Here is a 22,749-nt window from a genome sequence, read left to right on the forward strand (position 1 = left end):
AGGCAGAGCGCGAGTCCTAAATGCCCTTCCCGTCCGGTGCAAACGCTTTGTCGCGCGCACCATTCGTACAATCGCCCCGCTTGCGGAATTATTCCTGTCGGGTTCAGCTTGGGATCGTTATCGATGTCGGCATGTTCAGCCTCATCCGTTTCGCCCCGTCCGCCGCGCTCCTCATGGCCGCTCCCGTCGTCGCCCAATATCCTGAGGCCCCTTCCCAACGCCTACCGGTGGCACAGGCGAACGCGCCCGGCGCCCCGCTTGGCGACAGCGGGATCGGTTATGCCGACCTTGCCGATCTGGTCATCGCCGCGCCGGTGATCGTCGATGCGACGATCCGCTCGACCGCCAAGATCAAGCCCGCGGAGGCACCGGGACTGCGTCCCGGCCTTACGCGTTATTATGTCGAGGCCGATGTCGGAACATTGGTCCGCGGCGCCGACGGCATTCCCGCACAGGTCGGCTATCTGATCGATGTCGCCCCCGATTCGTCGGGCAGGCTGCCCAAGTTCAAGAAGCGGCGCGTGCTCGTGTTCGGGCGCCATGCGCCGACCGGCGCGGGCCAGCTCCAACTCGTCGCCCCCGATGCGCAGCGCGACTGGACCCCCGAGCTCGATGCGGAGGTGCGCCGGATCGCGCGGGCGTCGCTGGCGCAGGACGCGCCGCCGCGGATCACCGGGATCGGCAACGCCTTCCACGTTCCCGGCGCGCTGCCCGGCGAAGGCGAAACCCAGGTGTTCCTGACCACCGCGAACGGCGCGCCGGTGTCGCTGTCGGTGCTGCGCCGCCCCGGCGAGCGTCCGCGCTGGGCGGTCGCGCTATCCGACATCGTCGACGAGGCGGCGGCTCCCCCGCCCCCGCGCAGCCTGCTCTGGTACCGGCTCGCGTGCGGCTTGCCCGCGGCGCTGCCCGCGACGAGCACCACCGCGCTCGCGCCCGACGACGCTGCCAAAGCCCAGGCCGATTATGCCTTCGTGCTCGCGCAACTGGGTCCATGTGGGCGCACCCGCGCCGAACCGATCAGCTGATCGCCACGATTTGCCCAGTTGTCGAGGCTGCCGATTCTAGAAAACGCGCTGTCGCCGCCACCGCCGTAGGATCGCTGTCGGCACCGACCAGCACCGCGTTGATTCGGCGCCCCGGCGCTTGCTCCACCGCCAGCGGCCCGATCGCGGCACAGGTTTGCGCCAGCGCGAGCGCAGAGCGCCCGGGCTGGATCACGACGACGAGCGAATCGCCCACCGTCGCGCGCACCAACGCGATCACATCGTCATCGGCAGCCAGATCGCAGCGCATCAGCGGCGATGCCGCACCAGCGTGATCCCGATCGATTCATCCGCCTCCGCGATCGCGAGCTTGACGATCTTCACCATCACCCGCTTCACCCGCTGGTCGCCTAGGAACAATGTCTCGCAGATGTGATCCGCCACCGCCTCGATCAGCGTGAAGTGGACCCCGGGGGGCAGCGCGCTCGTCGCTGCCGCCTTCAGGTCGAGATAATTCTTCGACGCCGCCAGCGGCGTGTCGGGATCGAACCGATCGGGACAGACCAGATCGACCGTCAACGATATCCGCAGCGGTTGGGGCAGATGGGTTTCTTCGGAATAGATGCCGGTCAGCACCAACACCTCGATATCGTGCACTTCGAGCTGGAGGCTGTCGTTCCGGGCGTTCATCACCGCGGCTGTAGCAGAAGCGCCGCGAACCGGAAGCACCGCCCGTCAGGCCGTGGCGCTCGGACGCGCGCTCACCGCGTCGTGCCAACGGCGCAGGTTCGCAGCGCCATCGGGCATCGCCAATCCGGCGCGCGCGGCGAAATCGATCGTGATCAGCCCGGTGATGTCCGCAAAACTAAAGACGTCGCCCGCGATCCATTCGCTCGTCGCCAGCCGCTGGTCCATCGCCTCGGTAAACGCGCCCCACATGATCAGCGCGCGCGCCGACAGTTCGGGAATCTGCGGCACCGCGGGCCATTTCCCGGTCACCGCACGGTCTGCAAACGCGGGCGCGGCATTGCGCAACGCATAGACCGCCGCGGCATAACCATCCGATTCGATCCGCCGCGTCCATGATTCGATTCGCGCGATCTCGATCGGGGTTCGCCCGAACAGCGACGGTTCGGGCTGCACCGCCTCGAAATAGCGACAGATCGCCGCCGATTCGCAGATCACCGCGCCGCCGGGAACCTCGCTGTCGTCGAGCTGGAGCGCGGGCACCGCGCCGCGCGGATTGATCGTCAGATACGCATCGCCGAGTTGTTCGTCGCGGCGCAGGTCGACCGGCACCCGCTCCACCTCGATCCCCTTTTCGGCGAGATAGACGCGCACCCGGCGCGGGCTCGGAGCCCATTCGGCGTCGTAGAGCTTCATCGCCCGGCCTCCCTCGCGGCATTCGGCTTGCGTTACGCCCCGTCACCGCTAATGCGCGGCGCCCCGGGCGTCCATATGCCCGATCAACCGACTGGACCTGCCGTGATCGCGTTCGTGCCGCTTTCCACCGTCGCCGCCGACGCCGTCGAAGCGCTGCTCGATCGCGCGTTCGGCGTCGATCGCCATGCGCGCACGGCCTATAAAGTGCGCGGCGATGGCAACCCGATCGCACGCCTCAGCGTCGCGGCGATCGAGCGCGGCGCGCTGGTCGCGACGATCCAATGCTGGCCCGTCACGCTCAGCACCGACGACGGCGAGGCCCTCCCGCTGGTGATGATCGGCCCCGTCGCGGTCGAACCGGCGCGCCAGCGCGACGGGATCGGACGCCTGCTGATGACCCACGCGCTGCACGCCGCGCATCGCGATGCGCTCGATCAGGCGATGATGCTGATCGGCGATCCCGACTATTATGGCCGTTTCTTCGGATTCGATTCGTCGCGCACCGGCGGCTGGCGGCTCCCGGGACCGATCGAACGCCACCGCCTGTTGGCGAAGGGCAACGCGGTGCCTGCGGTCGCGGGTACGCTCGGTCCGGCGCGCGCGCCTCTGGCGGCCCGATTCGCCGCCGGCGATTGAGCCATCCGGGCACGCGTGCTTTACGCTCGCGTCTCGGCGTCCTACCTCGCGGCCATGCCGATCGCGCCGCCCCCTGATTTTTCGACGCTGTCGCTGGCCGAGGTCGCGCGGCTGGCCGCCGAGCAGCGGTTACCCCCGGTCGACCAATGGCATCCCGATCATTGCGGCGACAGCGAGATGCGGATCGCGCGCGATGGAACCTGGTTTCACCAGGGCTCGCCGATCGGGCGCCCGGCGATGGTGGCGTTGTTTTCGACAATCCTGCGCCGCGAGCCCGATGGCGGTTATGTCCTCGTCACCCCCGCGGAGAAACTCGACATCGTGGTCGACGACGCGCCCTTCATCGCGGTCGAGCTCAAGGCCGAGGGCGAGGGCCGCGACGCGCGGCTCGCGTTCCGGCTCAACACCGGCGACCTCGTGACCGCGGGTCCCGACCACGCGCTGCGGTTCGCGGCGACCGCCGACGGCCCCCGCCCCTATCTCCACGTCCGCGGCGGGCTGGAAGCGCTGGTATCGCGCGCGGTCTATTACGACTTGGCCGACCGCGCGCTCGCGCGTGACGACACCTCGGCCGACGAAGTCCCGGGCCTCTGGAGCGACGGCGCCTTCTTTCCGCTCGAGCCTGCCGCGTGACGCTGGCCGAACGGCTCGCGGCCGCGCTGATCAATGCCGATCCCGCCACCGGCTATCTCACCGGCGACAGCCCCGACCTCGCCGAGCTCGATTCGCCTGCGGAGGCCGCGGTGCTCGTCGCGGTGACCGATCGTGCCAAACCCGGCGTCATCCTGACCCAGCGCACCGACACGATGCGCCAGCATGCGGGCCAGGTCGCGTTTCCGGGCGGGCGGATCGATTCGACCGACGCCGACGCGATCGACGCCGCGCTGCGCGAGGCCGAGGAGGAGATCGCACTGCCCCGCGCGCAGGTCGCGATCGCGGGGACCGCGGATCGCTATCGCACCGGCACCGGCTTCGCGATCACGCCTGTCGTCGGGGTCATTCCCCCCGGTCTGTCGCTCGTTCCCCATGAAATCGAGGTCGCCAGCGTGTTCGAGGTGCCGCTCGCGTTCCTCCTCGATCCCGCCAACCAGCGCCGCGCCAGCGCGATGTGGCAGGGGCGTGAACGGCATTTCTACGAAATCCTGTGGCAGGATCGCCGGATCTGGGGCGCGACCGCGGCGATGATCGTCAACCTGTCGCGGCGGCTGCGATGGGCGTGACGCTGCCCGATGCGCCCTTTCGCCATCGCGAGGGGCTCGATCGACTGATCGCCGCGCTCGGGGCCGACGACGCGCGTTATGTCGGCGGGATCGTCCGCGACACGTTGCTCGGGATCGACGCCGCCGATGTCGATATCGCCACCCGCCACCAGCCCGACGAGGTGGTCGACCGGCTCCGCGCCGCGGGGATCAAGACCGTCCCGACCGGCATCGCGCACGGCACCGTCACCGCAGTGCTGGCGTCGGGTCCGGTCGAGGTCACGACGTTGCGCCACGACATCTCGACCGACGGTCGCCACGCCGTCGTCGCGTTCACCGACGACTGGCGCGAGGATGCCGCGCGCCGCGATTTCACGATGAACGCGCTCTATGCCGATACCGCGACGGGCGCGGTGTTCGACTATTTCGGCGGGCTCGACGATCTCGCCGCGCGCCGTGTCCGCTTCATCGGCGATGCCTATCGCCGGATCGCCGAGGATCATCTGCGCATCCTGCGCTTCTTCCGCTTCCACGCGCGGTTCGGCGACGAGATCGACCACGCCGGGCTCGACGCCTGCACCGCGCGCGCCAACGATCTGATGGCGCTGTCGCGTGAACGCATCGCCAGCGAGTTGCTCAAACTCCTCGTCGCCCCCCGCGCGATCCCCGTGCTGGCACTGATGGTCGAGCGCGGTATTCTGCGCGCGGTCCTGCCCGAGATTACCGACACCGCACGGCTGGCCGCGCTGGCGGCGCGCGAAACGACGGCGGGCGTCGTACCCAATGCGATCCGCCGGCTCGCGACGCTGCTGCCACCCGCTGCCGCCGATACCGTCGGCGCGCGACTGAAGCTCTCCACTGCCGACCGCAAGCGCCTGGTCGGCTCCAGCCAGGGCGCCGGTGACGAAGGCCCGCGGGGCCTCGCCTACCGGATCGGTGAAATCGCCGCGATCGACCGCCTGTTGGTCGCGGGCGAGCCGATCGCGGACGTGAAGGACTGGTCACCCCCCAGGCTACCAATCGGCGGCGGCGCGCTGGTCGAACGTGGTCTGACCAAAGGCCCCGACGTCGCCGCGGTCCTGCGCCGCATCGAAACCCGCTGGATCGCCGAGGATTTCCCCGACGCCCGCCGGGTCGATCAGCTCACCGAAGAAGCGGTGTCGGCGGTACTCGGCATCAGCAACGCATAGGCCGACGCGGCATCGAGCGGCTTGGCGTACAGATAACCCTGTCCATAGGTGCAGCCCAGCCCCGCCAGCGTCTGCGCGAGTTCGTTGGTCTCGATGCCTTCCGCGGTGGTCCGCATCCCCAGCGCCTGCGACAGGCTCAGGATCGCGCGCACGATCGAAATCTTGTCGCGATCCGCCAGCATCCCGGTCACAAAGCTGCGATCGATCTTGAGCACGTCGATCGGCAGCCGCTGGAGATAGGCGAGGTTCGAATAGCCCGTCCCGAAATCGTCCATCGCCAGCGTCGCGCCGAGCTCTTTTAGCTCGTTCATGATCGCGGCCATCCGATCGGGATCGCTGACGATCGCGCTTTCGGTCAGTTCGAGCGTGAACCGGTTCGCCGCGACGCCATAGCGCGAGAAGGCGGTGTCGAGCAGCGTGGTGATCGCGTCGCGCTGCAGCTGGATCGCGGACAGGTTGACCGCGACCCGGACGCGGCAATTGCCCCCCGCGTCATGATCCCAACCCGCCAGCGTCCGCGCCGCCTCGTCGAGCGCCCAGCGCCCGAGCGGCACGATCAGCCCCGATTCTTCGGCGACGGGAATGAAGTCGGTCGGCGAATGTTCGCGCCCCTCGCGATCGGTCCACCGCGCCAGCGCCTCGAACGACACGATCTTGCCCGAGGTCAGGTCGCAGATCGGCTGGTAGTGAAGCCGCAGTTCGCGGTTCTCGATCGCCGCGCGCAACGCGGTTTCCATCGTGAATCGTTCGCGCGCGACGGCGAGCGCCTGGTTCTGATATTCCTCGACGAGCCCGGTGTCTTTGGCGCGCTTGGCCGCGAACTGGGCGTGGCGGATCAGCTCCTGCGCATCGCCGACCTCGGCCGATCCGTGCGCGATCCCGATCGAACATTCGACGCTCAGACGATAATCGGTCAGCCGGAACGGTGACCCGAACGCCGCGCGGATTCGTTCGGCGAGGCAGTGTGCTTCCTGTTCGCTGTCGTCGATCGCCATCAGGATGCCGAATTCGTCGCCGCCGATCCGCGCCATCGAATCGCGCGCGCGCAGCGCTCCCTTGATGCGCCGCGCGACCGTGATCAGCAGCTCGTCGCCCGCCAGGCTGCCGAGGCACGCGTTGAATCGATCGAACCGATCGAGATCGAGCACCATCACTGCATGCGTGCCACCCTCGGTTATCGCGGCCTCGATCAACTCGCCGAACCCTTCGCGATTGGGCAGCCCGGTCAGGCTGTCGGTCGTCATTTCCCGCCGGAGCGAGCGTTCGGTCAGGATTTGCGGGGTCAAATCGAGAAAACTGATCGCGCACCGATCAAGCGTCAGGCGCGTCGTGCGCGCCATCGTGACGCGATAATAGCGGCAGTCGATATCGCTCCCCAACTGCCAGTCGAGATCGATCCGGCGCTGGTCGGATCGCAGGAACGCATCGACCTTCTCGCCCAGCGCTGCGAGCATCGGCGACCGGTCGGCCACGATCCCCAGTCCCGCCAGTCGATAGGCGACGTTGAACGCCTCGAACCGGAATCCCGCACCATCGCGAATCAAGTGCGCCGCGGGGAGTGGAATGAGCTCGCAACCTCGCTCGAGCAGCTCTTGCGAGACCACCAGCGGCGCAGTCGGTTCGGGCAGGTCGCAAGCCATGGCCACGCTGTACGGTGCACTTCGTTAAGACGCTCTGAAAGCTTGCTTTACATCAACCGCCAAAGCGATTGTCGCGGGGGAAGCCGGTCGGCGGGGTCCGCCCCGCCGCGCCGCGCGCCGCGCGCCACAGCGACAGGTCGGGCTCGGTTCGGGTCCGCCCGCTGTCGCCCCCCATCGCCCAGCTCAGCCCCTCGGCGAAGACGAAGGTGGTCGCGTCCGACAGCGCGCCCTCGCGGAACCGCTGGAGCTGGACGCCCTGCCCGCGGGTCATCTCGGGAAGCTCGCTCAGCGGGAACACCAGCATCTTGCGGTTGTCCCCCACCGCCGCGACGTAATCCGCGGCCGCGTCGACCGGGCGCACCACGACCAGCTTCGCGCCGATCCGCGGGGTGACGACGGTCTTGCCCTTGCGTGTCTCGCCAATCACGTCCGCGGTCGGCACGATGAAGCCGCGCCCGTCGCTCGCCGCGACCAGCAGCTTGTCGTTGCCGCGCGCCGGCAACAGCGCGACGATCCCGACACTGCCGTCGAGATCGATCATCGCGCGTACCGGTTCGCCGAACCCGCGCCCGCCGGGCAGCTTGTCGGCACCTAGCGTATAGAATCGCCCGTTCTCGCCTGCGAGCAGCAGCTTGTCGGTGGTCTGCGCATGGAACGCGAAGGCGGGGCCATCGCCCTCCTTGAACTTCATCATGTCCGCGCTGGACAGCTCAACATGCCCCTTCATCGCGCGGATCCAGCCGCGTTCGGACAGGATCACCGAGATCGGCTCGCGCTCGATCATCGCCTCGAGCGGGATGTCGCGCGTCGGGGCGGCTTCCGCTACCGTCGTGCGGCGCTTGCCGAGCAGCGTCTCGGGACCGTAACGGTCGCGGATCTTGCCGAGGTCGCGCTTCATCCGCGTCCGCTGCCGCGCGTCCGACGACAGCAGCAGCGTCAGTTCGGCCTGTTCCTTGTCGAGCTTGTCGCGCTCGGTGCGGATCTCGAATTCCTCGAGCCGCCGCAACGACCGCAGCCGCATGTTCAGGATCGCCTCGGCTTGGCGATCGGTCAGCGCGAACTCCGCGATCATCACCTGCTTGGGCTCGTCCTCGGTGCGGATGATCGCGATCACCCGATCGAGGTTGAGGAACGCGATCAGATACCCGTCGAGCAGCTCGACCCGGTCCGCGATCTTGGCGAGGCGGTGCTCGGTCCGCCGCCGCAGCACCACGAACTGATGCTCGACCCACGCGGCCAACGCCTCGCGCAGGCTCATGACGCGCGGCGTGCGATCCTTGTCGAGCACGTTGAGGTTCAGGCTGAACCGCGATTCCAGATCGGTGAAACGGAACAACCCGTCCATCAACACCCCCGAATCGACCGTCCGGCTGCGCGGTTCGAGCACGATCCGGATTGCCTCGTCCGATTCGTCGCGGACGTCGGCCAGGATCGGCAGCTTCTTGTCGTTGATCAGGTTCGCGATCGCCTCGATCAGCTTGCCCTTCTGGACCCCATAGGGGATTTCGGTGATCACCGCGGTCCACGCGCCGCCCTTTTCGCGCTCGATCTCCCACCGCGCGCGAACGCGGAAACCGCCGCGCCCGGTCGCGTAATTCTCCGCGATCGCCGCGGGCGAATCGACCACGATCCCCCCGGTCGGAAAATCGGGACCGCTGACATGCGTCAGGATCGCGGCGTCGTCGGCATCGGGCCGGTCGACCAGCATGATCGCGGCATTCAACAATTCTGCGGCGTTATGCGGCGGGATGTTGGTCGCCATCCCCACCGCGATCCCGCTCGCGCCATTGGCGAGCAGGTTGGGAAACAAGCCCGGAAACAGCTCGGGCTCCTGGTCCTCGCCATTATAGGTCGCACGATACCCGACCGCATCCTCGTCCAGCCCGTCCATCAGGTCGATCGCGACCTGCGTCAGCCGCGCCTCGGTATAGCGATAGGCGGCGGCGTTATCGCCGTCGATATTGCCGAAATTACCCTGGCCGTCGACCAGCGGATAGCGCAGCGAAAACGTCTGCGCGAGCCGCACCATCGCGTCATACACCGACTGGTCGCCATGCGGGTGATATTTGCCGATGACGTCGCCGACCACGCGCGCGCATTTCTTATAGCCCTGGCTCGGATCGAGCCGCAGCAGCCGCATCGCCCACAGGAGACGCCTGTGGACGGGTTTCAGTCCATCGCGAACATCGGGCAGCGAGCGCGCGGTGATCGTCGAGAGCGCATAGACGAGGTAGCGTTCGCTGAGCGCGCTATCGAACGGAGCGTCGAGCACACCGATCGGCGGCTCCTGGAAATCGGTGGCCATATCGGGAACGGCTTAGCAGCGCGTGCCCTGCGGTCAAACGCCGCGCTAACCGGCGCGGCGATGCGCCGCCACCGCTTGCGCCAGGATCACGCGATGCAGCCGCCCGGTCTCATTCCAGTCGTACCGCTCGGCATAGCGCCGCGTCGCGCCGCGATCGGGTGGATCGGCGAGCACCGCCGCCATTCCCCGTGCGATCGCGTCGACCGAACGATCCGACGTCAACACGCCCGCCTCGGGCACCTTCACCACCTCGGGCGACCCCCACACCGGGGTCGCGACCAGCGGCGTCCCGCACGCCAGCGCCTCGAGCAACACGTTCGAAATCCCTTCGCGCTCGGAGCAATTGGCAACCACGTCGACCGCGCCATACAGGTCGACGAGCCGCGCCTGATCGACGTGACCCAGGAAATCGACCCTCTCCGCGACACCTTCCGCCACCGCCAGCGCGCGATACGCCGCGTCATTCGGCCCATGCCCCGCGATCATCAGCCGCACCCCCGGCAGCCTCGCGATCGCGCGAATCGCGAGATCCTGCCCTTTGAGGTCGATCAGATGCCCCGCGATCAGCACCGTCGGCCGCGCAATTCCGAGCCGCGTCCGCAACGCCGCGCGGTCGGCAGGCGGGCGGAACAGGTCGAGGTCGACGCCATGCTCGACGACAAGCGTCTTCGCGGCATCGACCCCGATTCCGACCAGTTCGTCGCGCAGCGCCCCGCACACCGCAGTCACCGCGGCGGCCCCCGCGCAGGCGGCGACGATCATCGCGCGCTCGGCGCGGCGCTGCGCGATCAGCGTCACGTCGCTGCCCAGCGCGGTCAGCACCACCGGCACATCGAACTGCGCCGCCAATCGGCTCGCCGCGACCCCATCGGGATAGAGATAATAGGCATCGATCACGTCGAAATCGAACGTCCGCCGCAGCGCCGTGATCGGGCGATACAGCGCCGCCGCCATCAACCCCGGCGTCAGCCGCGCGAGGCCCGGAATTACCGGAATCCGCGGATGGTCGATCGCGATCCCCCGCCGCATCGCGGTGCGCGGCGCCCGCGCAAACTCCGCGTAGCGCCCGAACACCGGGTTACGGCTGGGAAACCACGGCACCGGCGCGACGACGCGAACTTCGTCGCCGGGTTGCGCGATGTGCGCGACGCGATGCTCGATGAAGATGCCGTGGCGCGGCTGCGCATCGCTGGGATAGAGCCCGGAAAGGAGGAGAATCTTCATTGCGCCCGCCCGATAGCATGATCGGGTTACGGTCTCGTCACCGTTCAGCTTGGCGCGACGCGGGCGCGTGGGCTAGATGCCGCCGATGCGCTTCCTCGCCCTGCTCCTGCTGCCGATCGCGGCGTTCGCCTGTTCCGCCCCTGCGCCGACGGAGGCCCGCTTGCTTACATGGTCCGATCTCACCCGCCGTCCACGCCCCACGCCTGACGCGACGGTCGCCTATGGCACCGATCCGCTTCAAAAGGGTGACCTGTGGATCCCGCAGCGCAAGCCCAACGGCAACGCACGCCCGCCCGTGATCATCATGATCCACGGCGGCTGCTGGCAAACCGACATCGCCGACCGCACGCTGATGGATTGGATCGCCGACGATCTGCGGCATGACGGCATCGCGGTCTGGAACATCGATTATCGCGGGGTCGATCGTCCCGGCGGCGGCTATCCCGGTACCTTCACAGACACCGGTAAGGCAGTCGACCAACTGCATGCGATTGCAAAGAAATACCACCTCGACGCGCGCCGCGTCGTCGCGATCGGCCACAGCGCCGGGGGCCATCTCGCGCTCTGGGCGGCGGGCCGCGCCCGGCTTCCCGCATCGAGCCCACTGCGGGTCGCACACCCGTTGCGGATCAACCACGTCATCAGCCTCGGCGGCCTGCCCGATCTCGAGGCGACCGCCGCCAGCCCCGACAATGGCTGCGGCACGGCGGTCGTCGCGCGGCTCGTCGGCCCACTAGACAACAACACCCGTCCCGATCCTTATGCCGATACCTCGGTCACGCGGCTGCTCCCCCTCGGCGTGTCTCAGGACTTGGTCAACGGCCGCGAAGACCACATCATCCCCTATCGCCTCGCGACCGGCTACGTCGCCACGGCGACAACAGCAGGCGACACCGCCGTCCTCCATACCGTGCCGAACACCGGCCATGTCGAACTCATCACCCCCGAATCGACGGCATGGGCGGAAACCAGGCGCCTCATCCACGCCGCGCTCCTCATTCCTTCCCCGCAGGGGGAAGAATGACATGACCCGCGACGACGCCCGCGCGCTCGACGCCGCCGATCCGCTCGCGCGCTACCGCGACCTGTTCGACCTGCCCGACGGCGTCATCTACCTCGACGGCAACTCGCTCGGCGCACTGCCCAAAGCCGTGCCCGCGGCGATCGCCGACGCGACGACCCGCCAATGGGGCGACCGCCTCATCCGCAGCTGGAACGAAGGCTGGATCGACGCCCCCCAGCGGCTCGGCGCGCAAGTCGCGCCATTGATCGGCGCTGCGCCCGACGAGGTGATCGTCGGCGATTCAACCTCCACCCATCTGTTCAAGCTGATCGTCGCCGCGCTTCGCAACAATCCCGGCCGAAACACCGTCGTCAGCGAACGCGGCAATTTCCCGACCGACCTCCATATCGCCGAGGGTGCGGTCGCCTGCGTCCCCGGCGCACGCCTGCGCACGGTCGATCGCGATGACCTCGCCGACGCGATCGACGCCGACACCGCGCTGCTGATGCTCACCCACGTCCACTACAAGACCGCCGACCGTTTCGACATGCCCGCGTGGACCGCCCGCGCGCACGCCGCGGGCGCGCTCATGCTGTGGGACCTCAGCCACAGCGTCGGCGCCGTCCCGCTCGACCTTACCGCCGCGAATGCGGATATGGCGGTGGGCTGCACCTATAAATATCTCAACGGCGGCCCCGGCGCCCCCGCCTTCCTCTTCGTCGCCGATCGGCACCAGGCCGCGTTCGCCAACCCGATCTCGGGCTGGATGGGCCACGCCGCGCCGTTCGAGTTCGCCGACGCCTATCGTCCCGCCGACGGCATGACGCGTTGGCTCGTCGGCACCCCCCCGATCCTGTCGACGGCCGCGCTCGAGGCGGCGCTCGGCGTCTGGGTCGATATCGACCAGGCGCAGGTCGCCACCAAGAGCGCCGCGCTGTTCGACATCCTCGCCGCCGCGGGCGATGCGCTCGGCCTCGCGTGCGTCTCCCCGCGCGATCCTGCCCATCGCGGCAGCCACATCAGCTTCCGCCATCCCCACGCCTACGCGATCACCCAGGCGCTGATCGCGCGCGGCGTCATCGGCGATTTCCGCGATCCCGATATCCTCCGCCTCGGCCTCACCCCGCTCTATCTCAGCCACGACGACGTTTGGCGCGCGGGCGCTATCCTCGCCGACGTCATGCGTGATGAAGCCTGGCGCGACCCAGCTTATGCTGAGCGCTCGGTCGTCACCTGACCGTCGACCGGGTTGCGTACGTCCGCTGTCCTACAGCCGTCGGTGCTGTCATGATCCCAGCATGGCCATGCTCCTCACCTTCGTCGATCCCGCAGCGTCTGCCGCCACATTGAAGCCACAATTACTCTTCGTTCCGTGTAAACCTCGTCAATGTTGCCTTGATTCCGCCATAATTCGGCCTGCGTCACTTGATTGCGCAGCGCCGCCCCATCCTCTATAGCCGCGCCCATTCCGGCCCCGGCACGCTCATCAGCGCCGCCGGGGCTCATCTTTTACGTTCAAGGGGAAGCGCATGCCTCGCCGCCGCCAGATCTACGAAGGCAAGGCCAAGATCCTCTACGAGGGTCCGGAGCCCGGCACGCTGATCCAGTATTTCAAGGACGACGCCACCGCCTTCAACGCGCAGAAGAAGGGCACGATCAGCGGCAAGGGCGTCCTCAACAACCGGATCAGCGAGCACATCTTCACGCTGCTCGACCATATCGGCGTGCCGACGCACTTCATCCGCCGTCTCAACATGCGCGAACAACTCATTCGTCAGGTAGAGATCGTCCCGATCGAGGTCGTCGTCCGCAACATCGCCGCAGGCTCGCTCTCGACCCGGCTGGGAATCGAGGAAGGCACCAAGCTCCCGCGCACGATCATCGAATATTATTACAAGGACGATGCGCTCCGCGATCCGATGATTAGCGACGAACATATCGCCGCGTTCGGTTGGGCGAGCCAGGAGGAGATGCACGACATCGCCGACCTCGCGATCCGGATCAACGACTTCTTGTCGGGGCTGTTCGCGGGCGCGCGGATCAAGCTGGTCGATTTCAAGCTCGAATTCGGGCGGGTCTGGGACAACGACTACGGCCGGATCATCCTCGCCGACGAGATCAGCCCCGATGGCTGTCGCCTGTGGGACATGGAAACCAACGAGAAGATGGACAAGGATCGCTTCCGCCGCGATCTCGGCGGCGAAGTCGAGGCGTATCAAGAAGTTGCGCGTCGCCTTGGCCTGCTGCCCGAAGGTGGCGACAGTGCCGTCCTCGACCTCGAAAAGCATCGAAAGAGCCGGGGCAAGTGATATGAAGATCAAGGTGTTCGTGACGTTGAAGCCCGGCGTGCTCGATCCCCAGGGCCGCGCGATCCATCACGCGCTCGGCAGCCTCGGTTTCGACGGCGTACAGGATGTCCGCCAGGGCAAGCTGATCGAGCTCGATGTCGCCGACTCGACCGACGACGCCGCCATCGATGCGATGTGCCGCAAGCTCCTCGCCAATACCGTGATCGAGAATTATCGGGTCGAGAAAGCGTCGCCAGGAAAAGTGGGAACCGGTTTTCCGTCCGGCGACGCGCCCAACCAAGAATCTGCCGCGTGAAGACTGCGGTCATCGTCTTCCCCGGCTCGAATTGCGACCGCGACCTCGCCGTCGCGCTAGAAGCGGTAACCGGCACCCGCCCCGCGATGATCTGGCACGCCGATACCACGCTGCCCGACGGCCTCGGCATGATCGCAGTTCCCGGCGGCTTCTCCTACGGCGATTACCTCCGCTCGGGCGCGATCGCGGCGCGCTCGCCGATCATGCGCGCGGTCGTCGAGGCGGCGGGCAAGGGCATGCGCGTGCTCGGGGTCTGCAACGGCTTTCAGGTGCTGACCGAAGCCGGCCTCCTCCCCGGCGCGCTGATGCGCAACGCGGGGCTCAACTTCGTCTGCCGCGACGTCGCGCTGACCGTGGAGAACGCGCAATCCGCTTTCACCTCAGGTTATGACGCGGGTGAAACGGTCAGCTTCCCGGTCGCACACCACGATGGCAACTACGTCGCCGACGATGACACGCTCGACCGCGTCGAAGGCGAAGGCCGCGTCGCCTTCCGCTACGCCGAACCCGTCAACGGCAGCGCGCGCGCCATCGCCGGGCTGCTCAACAACCGCGGCAACGTGCTGGGCATGATGCCCCACCCCGAACGCCGAATCGAGGCGGCGCACGGCGGCGACGACGGGCGGCGCCTGTTCGAAGGGCTGCTGGAGCTGGTGGGCGCCTAGACCCGCGCCCGAAACGGCGAGAAATCGGTCCCCTCGTCGAACACGTCCACCCCCTCCGCGCGCTTGAGCCAGCCGACCACCGCATAGGTCACCGGGGTCAGCACCACCTCCCACCCGACCTTGAGCGCCCATTGGGTGAACAGGACTACGACGACCAGATGCGTCGTCCACCCCGCCGCGCCCCAGAACGCAAGCGGATAGAAAATCATACTGTCGACGCCCTCGCCCAGCACCGTCGACCCGATCGTCCGCGTCCACAGATGCCGCCCCGCGGTCCATAATTTCATCCGCGCCATGACGTAGGAGTTGACGAATTCCCCCGCCCAGAACGCGCAGACGCTCGCGAACACGATCCGCGGCACCTGGCCGAAGACGGTCGCGTACGCCGCCTGGTTGGTCCACGACGGCGCGGGCGGCAGCGCGACGACGACCCACGCCATGAACGCCATGAAGACGGTCGCGCCGAACCCCGCCCAGATCACGCGGCGGGCGCGCGCATAGCCATAGACCTCGGTCAGCACGTCGCCGATGACATAGCTCACCGGGAAAAACAGGATCCCCGCGCCGAACGGCCAGCCGCCGATGACCGGCAGGTGAACCACCGCGACCTTGCCCGCGCCGATGACGTTCGACAGCAGCAGGATCGCGACGAACGCCGCCATCACGAAATCATAATAGCGGAACTGCCCGCCCGCGATGTCGCGCGCGGCGACGCGTCGTTCTGCCCCCTGGTCCATGCCCGCCGTTATGATCGCCATTCCCGTCCCCCGCAATCCGCGCTAATCGTACCGCGGTGCGCGCCCGTAGCTCAGTTGGATAGAGCATCGGATTTCTACTCCGTCGGTCGGGGGTTCGACTCCCTCCGGGCGCGCCATTCCTTGCCGGAGAATTGCCCGATGGTCCGTCGCCTGCTTCCCCTCGCCCTTCTGCTCAGCGGTAGCGCGTTTGCCCAGACGCCCAGCCCCGATACGGTCATGCCGTCGCGCACCTTCACGTCGCGCGACGTGTTCTCGCTGGCGCAGGCGGGCGACGTCCAGATCAGCCCCGACGGCAAGCGCATCGCCTACACGCGCGCGACTGGCGACATCATGATCGATGCCGATCGCCGCCAGATCTGGCTCGTCGATGTCGCCAGCGGGCGTCAGGTTCCGCTCGGTGTCCCCGGCAGTTCGCGTCCGCGCTGGTCGCCCGACGGCACGCGCCTCGCCTACGCCGCCAAGGGCGACGGCAACCGCCCGCAAATCTTCGTCCGCTGGCTCGCGAGCGGCGCGAGTGCCGCGGTCACCGCGCTGCCTGAAAGCCCGTCGGACATCGCCTGGTCGCCCGATGGCCGGCTGATCGGCTTCACGATGTTCGTCCCCGGCGACGGCACCAAGCTCGGCGGCCCGGTCGACAAGCCCGAGGGTGCGACATGGGCCGAACCGCTCAAGATCATCGGCCAGGTCAATTACCGCGCCGACGGCGCGGGCTATCTGCGCCCCGGCTACAACCATGTCTTCGTCGTCTCCGCCGATGGCGGCGCGGCACGCCAGCTTACCTTCGGTCCTTACGACGACGGCGGCAGCGTTGACTGGACCAGCGACGGCCGCCACCTGCTGATCGCGACCAACCACGGCAAGGATCCCGATCGCGATCCGCTCAATTCCGACATCTTTTCGGTCGACGTCGACACCGGCGCGCTCCGCCAGCTGACGACGCGCCAGGGGCCGGACCAGCAACCGGTCGCCTCCCCCGACGGCAAGCTGATCGCGTTCGTCGGGTTCGACGACAAGCTGCTCGGCTATCAGAACCACCAGTTGTCGGTAATGAATGCCGACGGCTCGAACGTTCGCGTCCTCACCACCGCGTTCGATCGCGATCTCGGCAATCCGATCTGGAGCGGCGACGGGCGCGCGATCTACGTCGACTATGCCGATCACGGCGTCACCAAGGTCGCGCGCGTCGACTTCGACGGCAAGGTGACGCCGGTCGCGAGCGGGTTGGCGGGCGGCGAACTCGACCGGCCCTATTCGGGCGGCGGCTTCACGGTATCGCGCGACGGCACGATCGCGTTCGGAGTCGGCGATGCCGCTCACCCCGCCGATGTCGCGGTGGTGCGCGGCGGCAAGCTGCGGACGCTGACCGACCTCAACCACCAGCTGTTCGCGGGCAAGACGCTCGCCGCGGTCAAGCCGCTCGCCGTCACCTCGTCGGCGGGCGGGCTGCCGATCGATGCGTGGATGGTCACGCCCCCGGGGTATGACCCGGCACGCAAATACCCGCTGATCCTCGAAATCCACGGCGGCCCGTTCGCGAGCTATGGCCCGGTCTGGTCGACCGACGACCAGCTTTACGCCGCCGCGGGCTATGTCGTCGTCTACGCCAACCCGCGCGGATCGACCTCCTACGGCGAGGACTTCGCCAACCGCATCCACCATAATTACCCCAGCCAGGATTATGACGACCTGATGAGCGTCGTCGACGCCGCGATTCAGACCGGCAGCGTCGATCCGCAAGCATTGTTCGTCACCGGCGGATCGGGCGGCGGGCTGCTCACCGCGTGGATCGTCGGCAAGACCGACCGGTTCAAGGCCGCGGTGACCCAGAAGCCGGTGATCAACTGGACCAGCGAGGTGCTGACCACCGACGGCTATACCTCGATGGCCAGATACTGGTTCGGCAAGATGCCGTGGGAGGACCCCGAGCAATATTGGCGGCGTTCGCCCTTGAGCCTGGTCGGCAACGTCAAGACGCCGACCGCGGTGATGGTCGGCGAGGACGACCATCGCACCCCGCCCAGCGAGGCCGAGCAATATTACGCCGCGCTTCAGATCCGCTCGGTCCCGACCGTGCTGATCCGGGTGCCGAGCGCGAGCCACGGCAGCCTCGCGGATCGGCCCTCGCAACTGGTGGCGGAGAACCAGGCGATCCTGGCGTGGTTCGCGCGCTATCGGCCCAAGCCGACGCCCTAACGCTCGCGCACGATCTCGCACCCGATCCCCGCATCGGGATAGACGTCGCGCTTCATCGTCCGCACCCGCACACGCGCGACGCGCTCGTCGCCGAGGCACAGCGCCGCGATCGTCTCGCACAATGTTTCCTGGAGCGCGAACCGGCGCGTGTCGGCCAGCGCCAGGATGCCCGTGCGGACGAAGTCGTAATCGAGCACCGCCTCGATCGCGTCCTCGTCGATCGGCGCGGGATAGCGCACGGTCATCTCGACCGACACCGCGACCCGCTGCGGCTCGGCCTCATGCGCGTGGATGCCGAGCCGGATCATCACCGTCAGCGCGTCGAGCAGGATGGTGTATTCAGCCACGCGCACGCTCGAACATCACGTCGCGATCCCGCGCGCAGAACCGCTGCCCCCCATCGACGAAGATCGTCTGCCCGGTGATCCCGCGCGCGCCGATCAGGAACGCCACCGCGTCGGCGATGTCCGCCGGATCGACCGGGCGTTCGAGCAGGTTCATCGCTGCCACGCTGCGAAATTCCTCCTCGGTCTGGTCGCCGCTCGGCAGCGACAGCCCCGGCGCGACCGCGTTGACCCGGATCCGCGGCCCCAGCGCCTGCGCGAGCATCGTCGTCGCCCCCGCCAGCGCCAGCTTGCCTGCGGTATACGCATAGAAATCGGGGTTCAAATTGGCGATTTTCTGGTCGAGGATGTTCACCACCGCACCCTCGCGCACCTCGTCCTGCCGCGCCAGCGCGCTCGCCAGCAAGGCGGGCGCGGCATGGCCGATCGCATGGAGCCGGTCGAGTAGATCGGGATCGAGCGCGGGCGGCGTATCATATTCGAACGCCGAGGCGCTGTTGACGAGCGCATCGATCGCCCCCCCCGCCGCGGCGCGCGCGCGAGCGAACAGGTCGTCGAGCCCGTGCGTGTCGGCCAGGTCGCCCTCGACGACGCCGGCCGCGCCGATCGCGGTGGCAAGATCGCGCGCGGCGTCCCCCGACGACCGATAGTGGATCACCACGCGGTGCCCCTCCGCTGCCAGCCGCCGCACGATGATCGCGCCGAGTCGCTTGGCACCACCGGTGACGAGGACGGTCGTGGCCATGCTCAACAGCCCATCAACGCCAGCACTTCCTTGCGGCTGCGGTCGTCGTCGCGGAACACCCCCATCATCCGGCTCGTCACCATCGATACCCCCGGCGTGCGCACCCCGCGCGCGGTCATACATGCGTGGCTCGCCTCGATCACCACCGCGACCCCCTGGGGTTTCAGATTCTCCCAGATGCAATCCGCCACCTCCGCGGTCAGCCGCTCCTGCACCTGCAAGCGACGCGCAAAAGCATGGAGCACGCGCGCAAGCTTCGAGATTCCGACGACGTGGTTCTGGGGCAGGTACGCGATATGCGCCTTGCCGATGATCGGAGCCAGATGGTGTTCGCAATGCGACTGGAACGGAATGTCCTTCAGCAGCACGATCTCGTCATAGCCGCCGACTTCCTCGAACACGCGTTCGAGATGGTGCGCGGGATCGTCTGCATACCCCGCGCAATATTCCTTCCACGCCTTGGCGACGCGCCGCGGCGTCTCGATCAGCCCCTCGCGAGTCGGATCGTCACCCGCCCAGCGGATCAGCGTCCGGATCGCGTCGGCGACGTCGCGGGGAACCGCATCCGCCGGGGGTGCCGCGACGAGGTCGCCATCGTCGGGGGTATCCTCGGTCACATCATTTTCTCCACCTATCGCATGAACATCGCCGCGCCCGACGTTACGGCAAAGCTCCATAAGGGGCGATAGGTTCGTGATTGCAACTGTAGCATGGTAGCCACAGCGATCGTCGGAGCAGGATTAATACAGGAAAACGCGTTGACGCGGTGGAAAATTGCCCGCTAGCATCCGTACCGGACATTAGAAAATTCGTGAACCGGCAACATAGTCGGGCGCGATCAGGAGAGGATGGACCCCATGAAGAAATTCGAGCTGCTCGTCGCCACCGCACTCGTGGCGTTGCCCGCGTTGCCTGCCGCCGCTCAGACCGGTGCCCTTCCTCCCGCTCAGGACACCGCCGCGCAATCCCAGTCCGACGTCAACTCGGCGGCAACGACCGACATCATCATCACCGCCCAGCGCCAGTCGCAACGGCTGCAGGAGGTGCCGATCGCGGTGTCGGCCTTCAGCAGTGCCGAGCTTGAAAAGCAGCAAATCAAGACGACCAGCGATCTTCAGCTGACGCTGCCCAACGTCAGCTTCACCAAAACCAACTTCACGTCCGCCAGCTTCACCATCCGCGGCGTCGGCGATCTCTGCACCGGCGTGACCTGCGACAGCGCAACCGCGATCGCGATGAACGACCAGCCGTTGTTCGCGACGCGCCTGTTCGAAGGTGAATTCTACGACCTGTCGCAGATTCAGGTGCTGCGCGGTCCGCAAGGGACGTTGTTCGGTCGCAATGCCACCTCGGGCGTGGTCGATTTCGAGACCGCCAAGCCTACCTTCGACGCAATCGAGGCCGCCGGGGAAGCCGACTACGGGAATTATAATTCCCGCAAGGTCAAGGCCATGCTCAACATCCCGCTCGGGAGCACGCTCGCGGTGCGCGCCGCCGGATTCTACCTGAAGCGCGACGGCTATACGAGGAATCTCTACGACAATTCGAAAATCGACAATCGCGACGAATATGGCGTTCGCGGGTCGATCCGCTGGCAACCGACGTCGGGCACGACGGTCGACCTCTTGGCGCAATATTTCCACGAGCGCGACAATCGCATGCGGATCCAGAAGCAGCTGTGCACCACCGATCCGACCGGGGTGCTCGGCTGTCTCAACGGCGTCCAGGGCAATGGCGTGACGAACGGCAATTCGACCGTTGCCTCGGTCCTGACCTCGAAGGAATTCCTCGCAACGCAGGGCATTCCTGCCTTTTTCGCGTTGGGTAGCCTATACGGTCCCGACGCGTTCTCGGGGGCGCTCAATCCGCGCGATCCGCGCCAGGTATATTCGGCCTACAACCCGCGATATTTTACGCGGGAAACGATCCTTCAGGGGTCGATCGACCAACAATTGGGCGACTCCCTCAGCATCAATATTGGGGGCACCTATCAAAATGTCGCGGTCGATTCGTCGCAGGATTACAACAACGCGCTCCAAAACCGGTCGGTCTTCCAACCGGCGCTGAATGCGGTTGCGGCGGCGGCGGGTGGTGCCTTCGGTGCGGCGCTGCCAGCGGCGGCGTTCACCAAATTCTACAGCGCGATCGCGCCGCAGGGCGCGGCCGGCCCCATCTGCACCTCGGCGCCTGATCCTAGCGGCACCGGCATCTATGGCGGACACTCCGTCTGTTCAGCGGTTCCCCTGTCGTTCGACCGATCGGACAATTTCGATACCAGCTATTCCGGCGAGGCGATCCTGTCGTCGAAGTTCGACGGCGCGTTCAACTTCCTGCTCGGCGGCATCTATGCGCACTTCCGCAACACCGAAAACAGCTATTATGTCGATTCCTTCGGGCTCGACTATTTTTCGGGTTTGATCGGCGCGTTGTCGGCGGGCGGGGCGGGGTATCTCGGTACGCCGAACTATCGGAACAACACCACCGATTACCGGCTCAATTCCTATGGGATATTCGGCGAAACCTATTTCAAGTTCAACGATCAAATCAAGCTGACGCTGGGCTTGCGCTATAACCACGACAAGAAAACGGTCAGCGCGCGCACGACGCTGCTCAACTTTATCGTGCCGTTCGGAGTGGCCGATGCCTTCGGCACCCCGCTCGGAGCGGGTTTCGATGCCGATCCCAGCACGCCATGTGCGGTAACGGGGTCGGCCGTCCCCGGTGCGATTGGGTCGGTCCCCGGGTGCGAGGCGTTGCAGACGAATACCGTGTCGTTCGGTCGCGTCACCGGCCGCGCGGTGCTCGACTTTCAGGTGACGAACAACAACCTGCTGTACCTGTCCTATTCGCGCGGCTACAAATCGGGCGGCATCAATCCCCCGCTTTCACCGATTTTTTCCGTTCCTACCGCGTTCAACCCGGAAACGATCGACGCCTTTGAAATCGGCTCGAAGAATCAGTTCGGTGGACTGACGTTGAATGCCACCGCCTTTTACTACAAGTATAAGGATCTGCAGCTGTCGCGGATCGTGGCGCGGACCTCGGTCAACGACAACGTTAACGCCAACATCTACGGCGTCGAACTCGAAGCGATCATGCGGCCGGTACGGGCCATGACGGTCAACGCCAATTTCAGCTATCTCCATGCCACCGTGTCGAACGACAAGTTGCTCGCCAATCCCCGCGACTTCGGTGGCGGACGGTCGGATGCGGTAATCATCAAGGATATCACCAACGGGGCCAATTGTGCGGTCGCACCTAACACCGCCGGCAATGCGGCGGGCGCGAATGCGTTCGTGAATTACACCAACACCGTTATCAACGCAGGTGGCATTCCGGGCCTGAAGCCCGGCGCTGGCTTACGTGGCACGACGGCTTTCCCCACCAACAGCAACATCGCATCGACGGGTGCGTACAGCATCTGCGCGGCGCTGCAGGGGGTAGCCGCAGCGGGCGGCAAGGCGTTCGATCCGGCTGGCCTGACGATCTACACGTCCGGAATTCCGGTGAACGTTCGCGGCAATACGCTGCCCGGCGCGCCCAATTTCAAAGCGTCGGCGGGCGTCCAGTATGAAATCGGGATGGGGGGTGATTATTCGCTCACGCCGCGCTTCGACGCGATCCTCACCGGCACGTCGTACGGCAGCGTCTTCAACGGCGTCGCCAATCGTATCCCCAGCTACACCCAGCTCAACGCGCAGATACAGCTCGATAGCCCTGACCACCGCTGGTATGTTCGCGGCTATATCCAGAATATCTCGAACAGCAACGCGGTGACTGGCCAGTATGTGACCGATCAGTCGTCGGGCAACTTCACCAACATCTTCACGTTGGACCCACGTCGCTACGGCGCCGCGGTCGGGTTCAAGTTCTGAGG

Annotated in this window: 21 protein-coding genes, 1 tRNA gene and 1 pseudogene; 13 read left to right on the forward strand and 10 right to left on the reverse strand. The window is 66.7% G+C overall.

Annotation, left to right across the window (positions count from 1 at the left end; translation table 11 throughout):
- The first annotated feature begins 131 nt into the window (after positions 1 to 131).
- Positions 132 to 1,025 (forward strand): hypothetical protein, encoded by an 894-nt coding sequence (locus EAH84_RS04145; RefSeq protein WP_241656450.1) that lies wholly within the window; start codon positions 132 to 134, stop codon positions 1,023 to 1,025.
- Here EAH84_RS04145 and EAH84_RS04150 read toward each other — a convergent pair.
- The 3 genes from EAH84_RS04150 to EAH84_RS04160 are packed head-to-tail and all read right to left on the reverse strand — an operon-like array spanning position 1,018 to position 2,366.
- A complete protein-coding gene (locus EAH84_RS04150; RefSeq protein WP_140868097.1) occupies positions 1,018 to 1,293 on the reverse strand; it encodes a Rossmann fold domain-containing protein in 276 nt (91 codons plus the stop codon). The two genes, EAH84_RS04145 and EAH84_RS04150, sit on opposite strands and share 8 nt — an antisense overlap.
- Positions 1,293 to 1,673, reverse strand: coding sequence for a dihydroneopterin aldolase (locus tag EAH84_RS04155; protein ID WP_140868100.1), 381 nt, complete (start codon positions 1,671 to 1,673; stop codon positions 1,293 to 1,295). The genes EAH84_RS04150 and EAH84_RS04155 overlap by 1 nt, the downstream gene beginning before the upstream one ends.
- Positions 1,674 to 1,718: 45 nt before the next feature.
- Entirely contained in the window at positions 1,719 to 2,366 is a 648-nt protein-coding gene (locus EAH84_RS04160; protein ID WP_140868103.1) for a glutathione S-transferase family protein, read from the reverse strand.
- Positions 2,367 to 2,468: 102 nt separating this feature from the next.
- Between EAH84_RS04160 and EAH84_RS04165 the strand changes: the two genes are divergently transcribed.
- From EAH84_RS04165 to EAH84_RS04180, 4 genes are read left to right on the forward strand one after another with little or no spacing between them, the layout of a single operon-like run.
- The gene (locus EAH84_RS04165; RefSeq protein ID WP_140868495.1) at positions 2,469 to 3,002 is read left to right on the forward strand and encodes a GNAT family N-acetyltransferase; all 534 of its coding nucleotides are present in this window, start codon (positions 2,469 to 2,471) and stop codon (positions 3,000 to 3,002) included.
- A 54-nt stretch (positions 3,003 to 3,056) separates the two neighbouring features.
- Positions 3,057 to 3,635, forward strand: coding sequence for a DUF1285 domain-containing protein (locus EAH84_RS04170; RefSeq protein ID WP_140868106.1), 579 nt, complete (start codon positions 3,057 to 3,059; stop codon positions 3,633 to 3,635).
- Entirely contained in the window at positions 3,632 to 4,222 is a 591-nt protein-coding gene (locus EAH84_RS04175) for a CoA pyrophosphatase (RefSeq protein ID WP_140868109.1), read from the forward strand. The genes EAH84_RS04170 and EAH84_RS04175 overlap by 4 nt, the downstream gene beginning before the upstream one ends.
- Positions 4,213 to 5,391: a CCA tRNA nucleotidyltransferase gene (locus EAH84_RS04180; protein WP_140868498.1), complete on the forward strand. Its 1,179-nt coding sequence runs from the start codon at positions 4,213 to 4,215 to the stop codon at positions 5,389 to 5,391. The genes EAH84_RS04175 and EAH84_RS04180 overlap by 10 nt, the downstream gene beginning before the upstream one ends.
- Here the strand turns inward: EAH84_RS04180 and EAH84_RS04185 are convergent.
- From EAH84_RS04185 to EAH84_RS04195, 3 genes are read right to left on the reverse strand one after another with little or no spacing between them, the layout of a single operon-like run.
- A complete protein-coding gene (locus EAH84_RS04185) occupies positions 5,340 to 7,031 on the reverse strand; it encodes a putative bifunctional diguanylate cyclase/phosphodiesterase (RefSeq protein WP_140868112.1) in 1,692 nt (563 codons plus the stop codon). The genes EAH84_RS04180 and EAH84_RS04185 overlap by 52 nt on opposite strands.
- A 52-nt stretch (positions 7,032 to 7,083) precedes the next feature.
- Positions 7,084 to 9,336: a DNA topoisomerase IV subunit A gene (gene parC, locus EAH84_RS04190; protein WP_140868114.1), complete on the reverse strand. Its 2,253-nt coding sequence runs from the start codon at positions 9,334 to 9,336 to the stop codon at positions 7,084 to 7,086.
- A 45-nt stretch (positions 9,337 to 9,381) separates the two neighbouring features.
- Positions 9,382 to 10,560: a glycosyltransferase gene (locus EAH84_RS04195; RefSeq protein ID WP_140868117.1), complete on the reverse strand. Its 1,179-nt coding sequence runs from the start codon at positions 10,558 to 10,560 to the stop codon at positions 9,382 to 9,384.
- An 85-nt stretch (positions 10,561 to 10,645) separates the two neighbouring features.
- Here EAH84_RS04195 and EAH84_RS04200 point away from each other — a divergent pair, with 85 nt between their 5' ends.
- The 5 genes and pseudogenes from EAH84_RS04200 (at position 10,646) to purQ (ending at position 14,832) form a co-directional block, all read left to right on the forward strand.
- Positions 10,646 to 11,584: an alpha/beta hydrolase gene (locus tag EAH84_RS04200; protein WP_140868120.1), complete on the forward strand. Its 939-nt coding sequence runs from the start codon at positions 10,646 to 10,648 to the stop codon at positions 11,582 to 11,584.
- A 1-nt stretch (position 11,585) separates the two neighbouring features.
- Positions 11,586 to 12,800, forward strand: a complete 1,215-nt coding sequence (kynU, locus tag EAH84_RS04205; protein WP_140868123.1) for a kynureninase — start codon at positions 11,586 to 11,588, stop codon at positions 12,798 to 12,800.
- A gap of 292 nt (positions 12,801 to 13,092) precedes the next feature.
- Entirely contained in the window at positions 13,093 to 13,872 is a 780-nt protein-coding gene (gene purC / locus EAH84_RS04210) for a phosphoribosylaminoimidazolesuccinocarboxamide synthase (protein WP_140868126.1), read from the forward strand.
- Between the two features lies 1 nt (position 13,873).
- Positions 13,874 to 14,101: pseudogene (gene purS / locus EAH84_RS04215) on the forward strand (phosphoribosylformylglycinamidine synthase subunit PurS); the annotation flags it as partial.
- 62 nt (positions 14,102 to 14,163) lie between these two features.
- The gene (gene purQ / locus EAH84_RS04220) at positions 14,164 to 14,832 is read left to right on the forward strand and encodes a phosphoribosylformylglycinamidine synthase subunit PurQ (RefSeq protein ID WP_140868132.1); all 669 of its coding nucleotides are present in this window, start codon (positions 14,164 to 14,166) and stop codon (positions 14,830 to 14,832) included.
- On the opposite strand, the gene EAH84_RS04225 is transcribed toward purQ, so the two are convergent.
- Positions 14,829 to 15,569 (reverse strand): queuosine precursor transporter, encoded by a 741-nt coding sequence (locus tag EAH84_RS04225; RefSeq protein WP_140868501.1) that lies wholly within the window; start codon positions 15,567 to 15,569, stop codon positions 14,829 to 14,831. The genes purQ and EAH84_RS04225 overlap by 4 nt on opposite strands.
- 60 nt (positions 15,570 to 15,629) lie before the next feature.
- On the opposite strand from EAH84_RS04225, the gene EAH84_RS04230 reads away from it, so the two are divergent.
- Both EAH84_RS04230 and EAH84_RS04235 read left to right on the forward strand, forming a co-directional pair.
- Positions 15,630 to 15,706, forward strand: a tRNA-Arg gene (locus EAH84_RS04230).
- 22 nt (positions 15,707 to 15,728) lie between these two features.
- A complete protein-coding gene (locus EAH84_RS04235) occupies positions 15,729 to 17,783 on the forward strand; it encodes a S9 family peptidase (protein ID WP_140868135.1) in 2,055 nt (684 codons plus the stop codon).
- On the opposite strand, the gene EAH84_RS04240 is transcribed toward EAH84_RS04235, so the two are convergent.
- The 3 genes from EAH84_RS04240 to folE are packed head-to-tail and all read right to left on the reverse strand — an operon-like array spanning position 17,780 to position 19,489.
- Positions 17,780 to 18,130 carry a dihydroneopterin aldolase gene (locus tag EAH84_RS04240; protein ID WP_140868138.1) on the reverse strand — a complete coding sequence of 117 codons (351 nt, stop codon included), beginning with the start codon at positions 18,128 to 18,130 and terminating at the stop codon, positions 17,780 to 17,782. The genes EAH84_RS04235 and EAH84_RS04240 overlap by 4 nt on opposite strands.
- Positions 18,123 to 18,872 carry an SDR family oxidoreductase gene (locus EAH84_RS04245; protein WP_140868141.1) on the reverse strand — a complete coding sequence of 250 codons (750 nt, stop codon included), beginning with the start codon at positions 18,870 to 18,872 and terminating at the stop codon, positions 18,123 to 18,125. Before EAH84_RS04245 ends, EAH84_RS04240 begins: the two co-directional genes overlap by 8 nt.
- A 2-nt stretch (positions 18,873 to 18,874) precedes the next feature.
- On the reverse strand, positions 18,875 to 19,489 hold the full coding sequence (gene folE, locus EAH84_RS04250) for a GTP cyclohydrolase I FolE (protein WP_241656452.1): 615 nt from the start codon (positions 19,487 to 19,489) through the stop codon (positions 18,875 to 18,877).
- Positions 19,490 to 19,729: 240 nt separating this feature from the next.
- Here folE and EAH84_RS04255 point away from each other — a divergent pair, with 240 nt between their 5' ends.
- Complete coding sequence (locus EAH84_RS04255) at positions 19,730 to 22,747, forward strand: TonB-dependent receptor (RefSeq protein ID WP_140868147.1); 3,018 nt, start codon at positions 19,730 to 19,732, stop codon at positions 22,745 to 22,747.
- Positions 22,748 to 22,749: the final 2 nt, after the last annotated feature.

The organism is Sphingomonas oligophenolica (assembly GCF_006438955.1).
Classification (GTDB): domain Bacteria; phylum Pseudomonadota; class Alphaproteobacteria; order Sphingomonadales; family Sphingomonadaceae; genus Sphingomonas; species Sphingomonas oligophenolica_A.